Origin of the sequence: Mesorhizobium sp. Ca11 (genome assembly GCF_020165275.1) — a bacterium.
In the GTDB taxonomy this organism is placed as follows: domain Bacteria; phylum Pseudomonadota; class Alphaproteobacteria; order Rhizobiales; family Rhizobiaceae; genus Mesorhizobium.
This window is the reverse complement of sequence record NZ_JAIUHU010000035.1, coordinates 1-10,409: the sequence shown is the minus strand read 5'-3', so window position 1 is coordinate 10,409 and position 10,409 is coordinate 1. Positions and strand designations below refer to the sequence as shown.

The following is a 10,409-nucleotide window of genomic DNA, read 5'->3' as shown; positions in this document are numbered from 1 at the left end:
TTCCGCAGCATCGACCCGTGAGGACCTCGATAAAGCCCGCCGCGAGCGTGACGCGGCTGAACAGGAACGAGCCAAGGAAGTCAAAGCAAAAGAGAGTGCCGAGCAGACCGCAGCCGAGACGGCGCAGGCTCTGACAAGAGCACGCGCTTCCGCAGCATCGACCCGTGAGGACCTCGATAAAGCCCGCCGCGAGCGTGACGCGGCTGAACAGGAACGAGTCAGGGCTGTGTCAGCAAGACAGCGTGCCGAGCAGACCGCAGCCGAGACTGCGCAGGCTCTGACACGGGAACGCGCTTCCGCAGCATCGACCCGTGAGGACCTTAATAAAGCCCGCCTGGAGCGCGGCACGTCCCCAGCACTTTCAGGAGAGGTCACCAGGCTGAACGAAGCTCTGGACAACCAGCGCGAAGCCACTGTTTCTCTGGCCCGCGACCTGGCTGCCAAACGCGCGGACAATGACAAACTCAGAGCTGAGCGCCGCAGCGCGCAAATTGAGCCGCCGCTGCAGCCTCGCTCTGGCCGCGCATCGGTCGGCACCGGTCAGATGAAGGCTGTCAGCCAGAAGACGACTACGCGCAGCAAGCTTCGCAACTCCTCGCAGGTGATCCGCGTGCGTACTATCGCGCTTCCCTTTGCCCTCCGGCCAATACACCCGATGTCGGATTGAATTCAAAACGATTGCGACGACGGTGAACGCTCCAGTCATTAGCCTGCACCATTCGCAACACACGGAGGCCCGGAAAAGGGGATCGCAAGGAGTTCCGCTCTGCGCTACGTCAGACCGATCACGCTGCCTTTCGCGTTCAATTCGCACCCGACCGGCGCCTCACGCGTCTCCACCCGTCCCTGATGCATATAGTCGATGCTGACCTGAATGGGGGCCGAGATCTTGCGTTTGCTCAACCGACGTATGGAACCTGCGCTGCTGACGCGCACGCTGGCCGCACCAAACTTGGCGGCGGCCTGCTCGATTGCGTCCTGACAGGCGCGAACGACCTTATCCGGGACACCGGGCAGCGCTTCGATCGGGTGGACCGCTGATGGAACAGTGTTGTCTTCGAGAGGCTGCAGGGCGGACGGGAGGTCGAGCGAATGTCCGCCGCCTGTGGACAGGTCGACAATGGCAGCTGGAGTTGACGGTATTGAGGCCGTTGGAGTGGTGCTGATCCCGTCATCGTTCGACGACGGACTGCCGCTGTCGCCGACGGGATCGCCGGGATCGCCGGCAGGTCCTTTGTCCTTGCCTTTGCCGTTGCCGCCGTTGTCATGGCCGCCATGGCCCCCGTTGTCACCCTGATGGCCGCCACCGTCATGCCCCCCGCCGTGCGGGCCGGCGGCTGCAGTCCCAGCGCAAGCTACCGCGATCGAGCAAGCAAATGCCAAATAAGCCAAGCTGGTTCCAAGGGATTGACGCACGGTAGTCTCCAAATGTGCCCAGCTGTCCTTGCGCGGCATGCGGTCAAAACGTCTAAACCGCCGCTGCCCCAAGGCAAAAACTCGCGAATACGGTGCCCACGGAATTAACTAGTGGATGAATCCTCTGCATCAAGGATGCTGTGGGGGACGATCGCGATAGCGGCAACACAGCAATTTTTCCCAAGACCCAGAAACCACAACGCCGCAAGTTATCGCGGCGATGTTCCAGCTCCCTGCTCGCCTTGGAGAAAGCGACGACGACCACAATGTCCCCTTTTCTCACCGCCCTCACCTCCGATGGCCCTTCCACCGACTGGGCGAAAGACATGGACCTGTACGCCTGGCTGATCGGCAGCTGGGACATGGACACGGTTCACCATCTCGACGATGGCACGATCCGGAAATGGGATGGGGAATGCCATTTCGGCTGGGTTCTCGAAGGCCGCGCCATCCAGGACCTCTGGATCAGGCCAAGGCGCCCTGCCCCGTCGATCATGTACGGCACCACCTTGCGCGTCTTCGATCCCGGCATCGACGGCTGGCACATCATCTGGAGCGATCCGCTCAACCAGGATTACTCACGCCAGATCGGGCGGGCCGAGGGCAACGACATCGTCCAGATCGGCCATGACTCGCGCGGCCTGCAAGCCCGTTGGCGCTTCACCGAGATCACGGCCGACAGCTGCCATTGGATCGGCGAGGAAAGAGCTGCCGAGAGCGATCCCTGGCGGGTGACTTATGAGCATTTTGCACGGCGGGCAGGTTCCTGACGCACTGTCTGTGGCCGATCGCAGATTTCCAGGACCGCTCCTCCTTCCGCGCGCGCTCGCCGTAACGAACCACGATCATACGGCCTCGACGATGCTGATTGGGGTGCGTGCCGACGCCTACCCGCGTCCCGGCGCATAGGCGGCCTTCAACTGCTTACTTTGAGCCTTTCACCGTCAAGTGCCGGGATCGCTCGAACATCGCCAGTTTGTGCCCATATGTCATCCGCACCTCGGATCGGCACCCTTCGCATCTGAACATTGCGACGATGCGCTTCATATATTAGTGATCAACGATATATTAATAGCTACAGTGCAGCCTGTTCGACTCGGGAAATCTCCCGATCGACGATCCGGCACTCGGTGTGCCGAGACGCTCGACCGATGCGGAGCAAAACGCATGAGTGTCGAAACAGCATTGGCGCAGCTACTGCGCATGATCCACCGTCGCGCCCTGAATTTGGCAGCACTACCGGACGATGAGAGAGATCCATACTACGATAGCATCCGCCGGTCCTGTTGCGGAGCGGCCGAGCACATCGGTCAATCCCCCGACAATGCCGCCATCACCGCAAACAGCATGGTCGAATTTACCCGGGCGATGGTCGGCATCATCGAGGCGGGGCGCGGATAAATCGCGCGTCAACACGCTCGCGACGAGCTCGGGAGGTGCCGAGAAGCGCGGCTACGGCGCGTTGCCTGCGGCTCGCGCGGTGACGATTGCCATGCGCAGGTCGACGATCGTGCTTCCAAGCGATCGCTATCTCAGATCCCGCCCCAGATGTTGGAGGACAGATGCTTGGTTGTCGGCATCACCGGCCAGCAAATATCCAGCTGATTGTCGGACGGCATGCCGTTCCGTATCCGCGTTGGGTTGCGGGCATCCTGCGCATATTTCAACGCCGCGCCCATGCGGTTCAATGTCTTCAGGATCGACATAAAGTTTATCCTCAATTCGCCATGGCTGTAACGGGGCAATCCCGCCGCCTTCATGATGGCGCCTTAGATGACCGACGATCGTTTCCGCCGCATTGCACACAAGCGCAAGGCTCGTAACGAGAAGGACAGGCTTTGAAACATTTGTATGCGAACGAACCGCCATCGCTTGCGAGGCGTCTGGCCGGCTCGGCTACTGCCGTTGCCGTTTCGAAACAAATTTGCGTTCAAGCGCCATCAAACCGAAACCAAACTGCAGGAAAACCGCCATCGACCGGCTTGGCCGGAATTTAAACAAAGGAAAAATCGAAATGTCCAAGATTGTTCGCAATGCAATTTTCGCTATTGTTGCTGTCGCCGGCTTTGCCGGCTCGGCTTATGCTCAGCAGGCGGCCCTCAATTCGTGCAGCAACCATGACGATTACTACGCCATGTGCCTGGGCGCGAACAACGGCGGCCACCATGATGGCCGCGGAAGCGATCGCCGTTAATCGACTATCCGCTGAAAAAGCCCCGCAGGCATCTCGCCGGCGGGGCTTTTTCGCGCTTCATCATCCTACCGGAAGACCTATGCCCTCGGGTTGCCAGGTCATTATTTGAAAAGTTCGGAAAGAACGGCATTTTCAAATTGCGACGGGTGGTGAGCCATGCTGGCAACCACGCCCAGCTTGTACGCCGGCAGGCCACAATGAATCACGGCGAGTCGGCGGCCGTTAGGGTAGCCGCCACATTTAATTAGCGTTAACTAATTATAGACCGCGCTGTTCTATTCTGACACAGCGCGGTCTACTGCCACACAATGACCGTGCAGGCGGCTCTGGCCCAATCCACCCCCCCAAGCTGGAGCCGCCACTCTCACCATACTCGGCCCGGTTGAACTAATCCTTACCAAATATCCTTTCTGGTGTATTTCGCAGAAAGGTGGCCTTGTAGCCAAATGCTCGGTCGGTCGAGCACGATGCTTGGCCCTGATCGCAGTTCGGTTGCCAGGAATCACTCTCGTTACAACGCGGCAGTCTGGCGGTCGCAGGACTGAAACATTGCTACTTTAACGTGCTATCGGTGGGTGCATAGGAGCGTGTGGCAAAATGTCGATTCCTAAAAACCTGAATGAGACAGATCTCAGATTCGAATGTCCAAGATGCCGGCATCCGATTATCCGGAAAGGCTCCTGGTTCAAGTCCGTGGCTACATTCAAATGCGGGGGCTGCCAAACACCGATACGGCTTGGATATCCGGCAAAGCTCCGATTGTTCGAGAAACACAGCCAGTCAGCCAGCCCCAATCGCATCAGCCAAGCCTAATAGATACGCGTCATCTCATCCCGACCAGGCGATGTCTCCGTTGGATCAGTCTTTGAGTATAGTGGCCGTCCCTGGTCGACTTGTTTTCAAAGATAAGAACGCGGTTGAACCGCGCCTTTTTTACTTCAGCGCTGACGATCACTGGCTACAGTGCCCTACTCAGTCGCCGCATACCCCGCGATACCTTTGATCTCGAGAAAATCCTCCAGACCGTATTCGGCATATTCGCGACCGTTGCCGGACTGCTTGTAGCCGCCGAAGGGCAGGCCCGCGTCCCAGGCCGGGTAGTTGATGTAGACGGTGCCGGAGCGCATGCGGGCGGCCGCCTGGCGCGCCTTCTCGATGTCCTTGGCCTGGATATAGGAGGCAAGGCCGAAGACAGTGTCGTTGGCTTGCTCGATCGCCTGCTCGACCGTGTCGTAGGGCATGATCGACAGCACCGGCCCAAAGATTTCTTCCCTGGCGATGCGCATGTCATGCGTCACGTTGGCGAAGACGGTGGGGCGGACATAATAGCCGCGGTTGAGCTCAGCCGGGCGGCCGGGGCCGCCGGCAACCAGGGTGGCGCCTTCGTCGATGCCGCTCTGGATCAGGTCCTGGATCTTATCGAACTGCAATTGGCTGACCACCGGACCGAGCTTCGACGTGGGCGCATCGGCCGGGCCGACGGTGAATTTCTCTGCCGCCTTCTTCGCATAGCCGGCGGCCTCGTCATGGCGGTCGCGCGGCACGAACATGCGGGTCGGCGCGTTGCAGGACTGGCCGCTGTTGCCGAAGCAGCCGGCGACGCCCTTGGTGACGGCCCGCTCCAGATCGACATCGGGGAACAGGATGTTGGCCGACTTGCCGCCGAGTTCCTGATGCACGCGCTTGACCGTGTCGGCCGCCGCCTTGGCGACCAGGATGCCGGCGCGGGTTGAGCCGGTGAAGGACATCATGTCGACATCCGGGTGGCTGGCCAGCGCCTGGCCGACGCCCGGGCCGTCGCCGTTGACGAGGTTGAAGACGCCTTTCGGCACGCCGGCCTCGTCGATGATCTCGGCGAAGATGATGGCGTCGAGCGGCGCGATCTCGGACGGCTTCAGCACCATGGTGCAGCCGGCGGCAAGCGCGGGACCGACCTTGCAGGTGATCTGGTTGAGGGGCCAGTTCCACGGCGTGATCAGGCCGACGACGCCGATCGGCTCCTTGACGATGAGCGAGGTGCCCTTGATGTGGCGGAAGGGAAAGGTCTTCAGCACCTCGGCCATCTTCTCCAGATGCGCAAGGCCGACGCCGACCTGGCTGTCCAGCGCCATCTGGCGCGGCGCGCCCATCTCACGCGAGACCGCGAGCGCAAGGTCCTTGCTGCGCTTCTTGTAGATTTCGATGACGCGGTTGAGGATATCGAGCCGCTCCTCGACCGAAGTGAAGCCGAAAGTGGCGAAAGCGCGCTTGGCCGCCGCTACCGCCTTGTCGACATCGGCCTTGGAGCCCAGCGAAATCTGCGCGAAAGCATCCTCGTTGGAGGGATCGATGACGTCGAGTGTGTTGGGCACAACAGGATCGACCCACACGCCATCGATATAGAACTGCAGATTGTGTGACATGGTTCTCCTTGGGCGGGATATCTGATGTGATTGGGGGGCGATCGCCGGATCGTCGCATCGCGTCAGAGATGACGATGCGGCAAGAGCGATGTCAAACGCAAGGGCGGGCGATTGAGCCAGGCGGCTACAGAAGAGTGTGCCCCGCCGCGACCAGAAGCCCCCTTGCCGCGGCTTCATCCTTCTCTTTGACGAGCAGATGGTCGCCATCGAAGGTGGATACCAGAAAAATGCCGAGTTCGTTTTCCGACAATGGCTTTATTACCGACAGCACGATGCCTGTTTCGTCGAAGGCAAAGGGACCCTGGAGTTTCAGGGCAACCCAGTCCCTGTCGTGCTGCACCCCGTCCGGCACCCGCTCCTGCAGGCAGACAACCGAAAGCTCGTCCTCGGTCCTGGTGATGCTGACGAAGCCCGGTCCGTCGGCCCAGCCGGGAATGCTCTCTTTTGCTGCGAGGCGCGAAACCGCATACCGCCCCGAGAGTGGCTTCAACCGGACCCTGATTGCCATCCGAACCTCCTCTGTTTGTCGGCGATCACGGATTCGATGCACGTCTGAGCGGCAGCAATCTGCTCCAAACCGAGATTCTCCGTCAATTTGGGAGCAATCCTACAGAGACCATCGATGCCGTTCTGCATCATGCCAGCTTCTTGCTCATATAGACCGTCGTGCCGTTCATGAACGGTTCTTCGCGGTCGATCGTATAGCCGTGCTTCTTGTAAAGCGACACATTGGCTGCGAAGGCGCCATTGGTCAGCAGGCGCAATTCGAAGCGGCTCGCCACGCGCGCCTTGTGCTCGGCCCGTTCGAGCAGCAGCCGGCCAATGCCCCTGCCCTGCGCGTCCGGCGCCACGCAGACATTCTCGATCCAGAGGTGATCCTCCTCCAGCATGGTCTCGATCATGCCGACAATGCGATCGCCCTCGACGGCGAGTTCAAACGGATGCTCGGCAACTGCTCTGTCATAGTCGGCGCGCATCGGCATCGGCTCGCGGCCGATCAACGGCACCCATCTGGAATAAGCGGAGCGCACGATGTCCCTGATCGTGGCAGAGTCAGCACGTTCGGCCGGCCGAAACCGGATGGAAGAATTGGTCACAGCAAGGCTCCAGACATGAAAGCCCCGCCGGCGGATGTCGCGGCGGGGCGGGAAACGAACAAACCGGAATTTATTCGGCCGGTGTTTGTCGTCGCGCAATCGGCTTACCGCTCCCCATCGTATAGAGGCGACGTCGCTTGGTGATGGCGGGTGCAAAAACGAACATGCGCCACGCTGGGACAGGAAGTTCAGCCCGTCAAGATTTTGAGATGGCCCAGCCTGTCGAATTCGGGAGGTGTTCCATCGTCAGCTCAAAAACCAATCGTTCGTGAAAATCGATCATTCCAACCAGAACAATTCGCTGGAAAGATTTGTTCGGGAATGACATTCCTCCGGCACACTCGCCTGGAGAATTGCATTGTCTTCCGCCACTCACATCGCGAACGATATTCCGACAAGCCCGATTTCTGCCGATCTGGCCGCGGGCCGCAAGCGGCTCGATTCAGCGTGGAACGGCATTATCCCCGGCATCGTGCTGGTGGCGATGATCACCGCTGTGGCGTTCTCAACCCACAATGTCTCAGGCTTTGCCTTGTTCAGCCCGATGATCCTGGCCGTGGTGTCCGGCACGATCTATTCCAACGTGCTCGGCCTGCCCGCCCACGCCAAGGCCGGCATCGCCTTTTCGCAAAAGCGCCTGCTGCGCTTCGCCATCGTGCTGCTCGGCTTCCAGCTCACGTTCGGCCAGGTGTCGGCATCGGCCTTGGCGGCGTCGGCATCGTCGCGGCCACGCTTGGCGCCACCTTCCTTTTCACCGTCGCGCTCGGCAAGCTGATCGGCGTCGATGCCAAGCTGGCCCAGCTGATCGCCGCCGGCACCTCGATCTGCGGAGCTTCGGCAATAGTCGCCACCAACATTGTCACCGACGCGCGCGACGAAGACGTGACCTACGCGGTTGCCGCGATCACGCTGTTCGGCACCATCGCCATGCTCGGCTTTCCCCTGCTGGCGCCGGTCTTCGGGCTCGACCAGCACGCCTTCGGCCTATGGGCGGGAGCCTCGATCCATGAGGTGGCGCAGGTGATCGGCGCCGGCTTCCAGAACGGTTCGCAGGCCGGCGAGACGGCGACCGTCGCCAAGCTGACGCGCGTCGCCATGCTGGCGCCGATGGTGATCGCGCTCGGTGTCATGACACGCCGCGGCAGCAGTGATGCTTCCGGCGCCAGGCCGCCGCTGCCTTGGTTCGTCGCGGCTTTCGTCGCGGTGGTGGCGCTGAATAGCCTGATCGCGATCCCAGCGCAGATCCATTCGGCGATCGCCCTCGCAGCACAGATCATGCTCACCATGGGACTCGCGGCCATGGGCTTGCAGGCCGATATGTCGGGGCTTCGCTCGCGCGGACTGCGGCCGCTGATGCTGGCCTTCTCAGCCTTCATCTTCATCGGCTGCTTCAGCCTGATGCTGGTGAAGTTCGTGTAAGGCAGGGTCGCCTCACCTATCAGCCTTCATCATCGTCCTCGAACTCACAGGCCGCGACATAGATCGCGGCGAGCTTCTCGATGCCTGTCTGGTCTTCCTTGTCGAAGCGCCCGGGCAGCGGACTGTCGAGGTCGAGCACGCCGAACGCGCCTTCGGCATCGCGCAGAAGCACGACCAGCTCCGAGCGCGAATCGGCATCGCAGGCGATGTGGCCGGGAAATTCGTTGACGTCCTTGACCAGCATCGACATGTCGAGCTCGATGGCCTTGCCGCAGACGCCCTTGCCGACGGCGATGCGAACGCAGGCGGGCTTGCCCTGGAAGGGTCCGAGCACCAGCTCGTCATCGGAGGCGAGGAAATAGAAGCCGGCCCAGTTGAGGTCGGGCACCATCTGGTAGATCAGCGCCGCGGTGTTGGCGGCGTTGGCGACGGAATCGCCCTCGCCTTCGAGCAGCGCTTTCAATTGCGTGGCCAACTCCTTGTAGAAGGCCGGCTTGTTGCTTGTGTCGATTGCCGTTGCCGCGAACATCGTGTTGTGCTCCGTTGCAAGCCAGCCGAGGGGCCGGCTACAGTTTGGTCTTCTCTGCCACCAATGCAGCACGTGGGAAATACAAAAACGTGAGCGACAGCCTCGCCAGCCGAAAACGCGACCGTGCGCCGCCGGAACCGCGCGAAGCGCCCCTCACCTTCGCGGTGCTGGTTTTTCCCGGTTTTCCGATGATGGCATTTTCGTCCGTCATCGAGCCGCTGCGCGCCGTCAACATTCTTGCCAAGCGCGACTGCTATCGATGGGTGATCGTCGGGGCCGATGCGGGTACGGTTGAGGCATCGAACGGCGTCGTCATCCAACCCGGTTTCTCGGCCGCCGACGCGCCGAAGGTCGACCGCATCGTAGTGTGCTCCGGCGGCGATGCCGACCATGTCGTGGCCGATGAGGCGATGAGCTGGATCCGCAAAAGCCTGCGTGGCGGCGCGCATATTGGCGCCGTCGCGGACGCCGCCTTCTTCCTCGCCCGCGCCGGCCTGCTCGACGGCCATGCCTGCACCTTGCACTGGACCAGCCAGGCAGCCTTCAGCGAGGCTTTTCCGGAAATCGAGCTTCGGCGCGATCTGTTCGTCATCGACCGCAAGCGCTTCACCTCGGCCGGCGGCGTCGGCAGCCTCGACATGATGCTGGAAATTATCACGCGCGACTATGGCGCCGAAATCGCGGCGGGCGTTGCCGAATGGTTCGTGCACTCGCCATTGCGGTCGAGCGTCGACCGCAAGCTGATGCCGCTCAGGCTGCGCACCGGCGTCCAGAACGAGCTGGTGCTGTCGGCCATCGCCATCATGGAGGATGCGGTCGAGGAAAGGCTCGGCATGGCGGAGCTGGCGGAACGGCTCGGCGTGTCGGCCGACAAGCTCGAGCGCAGTTTCCGCGCCGAGCTGGATATCTCGCCCAATGGATATTACCGGCGGCTGCGGCTGAAGCGTGCAGCCGACCTGCTGGCGCATTCGACGCTGATGGTGCGCGATGTGGCGCTGGCGTGCGGCTTTGCGTCGATGTCGAGCTTTGCAAGGGCGTTTCGCGAGGAGCACGGGCACGCGCCTAAGGCGATGCGGCGGCATTAGGTGGAGTGGTGCGGCTCCACGCTCCTTCGTCATCCTAGGGCGAAGCGACGCGCAGCGGAGCGAAGACCCTAGGATCCATGCCGTGACCTGAAAGCGTCTCGGCGATGCAGAATTGGCACCCGGCCGCAGCAAGGATTTTCTGCACCGCTGCATTGTCTGGCCGACGTAACGGCATGGCAACTGTGTTCATGCGAATGCGGTTTTGTCGCGAATGATAGCGTTGAGGACGACCAGGAGCTTCCTTGCGACGGCGATGATAGCGAGCTT

General features: G+C 61.3%; 11 protein-coding genes and 2 pseudogenes. 6 read left to right on the top strand and 7 right to left on the bottom strand.

Annotation, left to right across the window (positions count from 1 at the left end; all coding sequences use genetic code 11):
- Nucleotides 1-667 (top strand): annotated as a pseudogene (locus LB538_RS29010) (hypothetical protein); the annotation flags it as partial.
- 104 nt (nt 668-771) lie between these two features.
- Here LB538_RS29010 and LB538_RS29005 read toward each other — a convergent pair.
- Nucleotides 772-1,416, bottom strand: a complete 645-nt coding sequence (locus tag LB538_RS29005; RefSeq protein WP_224532752.1) for a hypothetical protein — start codon at nt 1,414-1,416, stop codon at nt 772-774.
- Nucleotides 1,417-1,742: 326 nt separating this feature from the next.
- Here LB538_RS29005 and LB538_RS29000 point away from each other — a divergent pair, with 326 nt between their 5' ends.
- Nucleotides 1,743-2,186 (top strand): hypothetical protein, encoded by a 444-nt coding sequence (locus LB538_RS29000; protein ID WP_224532753.1) that lies wholly within the window; start codon nt 1,743-1,745, stop codon nt 2,184-2,186.
- A gap of 397 nt (nt 2,187-2,583) precedes the next feature.
- Nucleotides 2,584-2,817 (top strand): hypothetical protein, encoded by a 234-nt coding sequence (locus LB538_RS28995; RefSeq protein WP_140633997.1) that lies wholly within the window; start codon nt 2,584-2,586, stop codon nt 2,815-2,817.
- Between the two features lie 131 nt (nt 2,818-2,948).
- On the opposite strand, the gene LB538_RS28990 is transcribed toward LB538_RS28995, so the two are convergent.
- Entirely contained in the window at nt 2,949-3,122 is a 174-nt protein-coding gene (locus LB538_RS28990) for a hypothetical protein (RefSeq protein WP_224532754.1), read from the bottom strand.
- Between the two features lie 308 nt (nt 3,123-3,430).
- Between LB538_RS28990 and LB538_RS28985 the strand changes: the two genes are divergently transcribed.
- Nucleotides 3,431-3,610: a hypothetical protein gene (locus tag LB538_RS28985; protein WP_224532755.1), complete on the top strand. Its 180-nt coding sequence runs from the start codon at nt 3,431-3,433 to the stop codon at nt 3,608-3,610.
- Nucleotides 3,611-4,578: 968 nt separating this feature from the next.
- Here LB538_RS28985 and LB538_RS28980 read toward each other — a convergent pair.
- The 3 genes from LB538_RS28980 to LB538_RS28970 all read right to left on the bottom strand — a co-directional run bounded on the left by LB538_RS28980 (nt 4,579) and on the right by LB538_RS28970 (nt 7,109).
- On the bottom strand, nt 4,579-6,012 hold the full coding sequence (locus LB538_RS28980; protein WP_224532756.1) for an aldehyde dehydrogenase family protein: 1,434 nt from the start codon (nt 6,010-6,012) through the stop codon (nt 4,579-4,581).
- A gap of 124 nt (nt 6,013-6,136) precedes the next feature.
- Nucleotides 6,137-6,520 carry an ACT domain-containing protein gene (locus tag LB538_RS28975; RefSeq protein WP_224532758.1) on the bottom strand — a complete coding sequence of 128 codons (384 nt, stop codon included), beginning with the start codon at nt 6,518-6,520 and terminating at the stop codon, nt 6,137-6,139.
- A gap of 127 nt (nt 6,521-6,647) precedes the next feature.
- Nucleotides 6,648-7,109: a GNAT family N-acetyltransferase gene (locus LB538_RS28970; RefSeq protein WP_140842612.1), complete on the bottom strand. Its 462-nt coding sequence runs from the start codon at nt 7,107-7,109 to the stop codon at nt 6,648-6,650.
- Between the two features lie 358 nt (nt 7,110-7,467).
- On the opposite strand from LB538_RS28970, the pseudogene LB538_RS28965 reads away from it, so the two are divergent.
- A pseudogene (locus tag LB538_RS28965) lies at nt 7,468-8,528 on the top strand (YeiH family protein).
- Nucleotides 8,529-8,547: 19 nt separating this feature from the next.
- Here the strand turns inward: LB538_RS28965 and LB538_RS28960 are convergent.
- Nucleotides 8,548-9,057 (bottom strand): GAF domain-containing protein, encoded by a 510-nt coding sequence (locus LB538_RS28960; protein ID WP_140842608.1) that lies wholly within the window; start codon nt 9,055-9,057, stop codon nt 8,548-8,550.
- Nucleotides 9,058-9,245: 188 nt separating this feature from the next.
- Between LB538_RS28960 and LB538_RS28955 the strand changes: the two genes are divergently transcribed.
- Nucleotides 9,246-10,142, top strand: coding sequence for a GlxA family transcriptional regulator (locus LB538_RS28955; RefSeq protein ID WP_224532761.1), 897 nt, complete (start codon nt 9,246-9,248; stop codon nt 10,140-10,142).
- Nucleotides 10,143-10,176: 34 nt separating this feature from the next.
- On the opposite strand, the gene LB538_RS28950 is transcribed toward LB538_RS28955, so the two are convergent.
- Nucleotides 10,177-10,409: hypothetical protein (locus LB538_RS28950; RefSeq protein ID WP_224532759.1), on the bottom strand; the 233-nt coding region annotated here is incomplete at its 5' end.

Excerpts from the sequence above, each read along its gene's own strand:
- LB538_RS28960 (WP_140842608.1), bottom strand. The coding sequence starts at position 9,057 with ATGTTCGCGGCAACGGCAATCGACACAAGCAACAAGCCGGCCTTCTAC.
- LB538_RS28995 (WP_140633997.1), top strand. The coding sequence starts at position 2,584 with ATGAGTGTCGAAACAGCATTGGCGCAGCTACTGCGCATGATCCACCGT.
- LB538_RS28955 (WP_224532761.1), top strand. The coding sequence starts at position 9,246 with ATGATGGCATTTTCGTCCGTCATCGAGCCGCTGCGCGCCGTCAACATT.
- LB538_RS29000 (WP_224532753.1), top strand. The coding sequence starts at position 1,743 with ATGGACCTGTACGCCTGGCTGATCGGCAGCTGGGACATGGACACGGTT.
- LB538_RS28980 (WP_224532756.1), bottom strand. The coding sequence starts at position 6,012 with ATGTCACACAATCTGCAGTTCTATATCGATGGCGTGTGGGTCGATCCT.
- LB538_RS28985 (WP_224532755.1), top strand. The coding sequence starts at position 3,431 with ATGTCCAAGATTGTTCGCAATGCAATTTTCGCTATTGTTGCTGTCGCC.
- LB538_RS28975 (WP_224532758.1), bottom strand. The coding sequence starts at position 6,520 with ATGGCAATCAGGGTCCGGTTGAAGCCACTCTCGGGGCGGTATGCGGTT.
- LB538_RS28990 (WP_224532754.1), bottom strand. The coding sequence starts at position 3,122 with ATGTCGATCCTGAAGACATTGAACCGCATGGGCGCGGCGTTGAAATAT.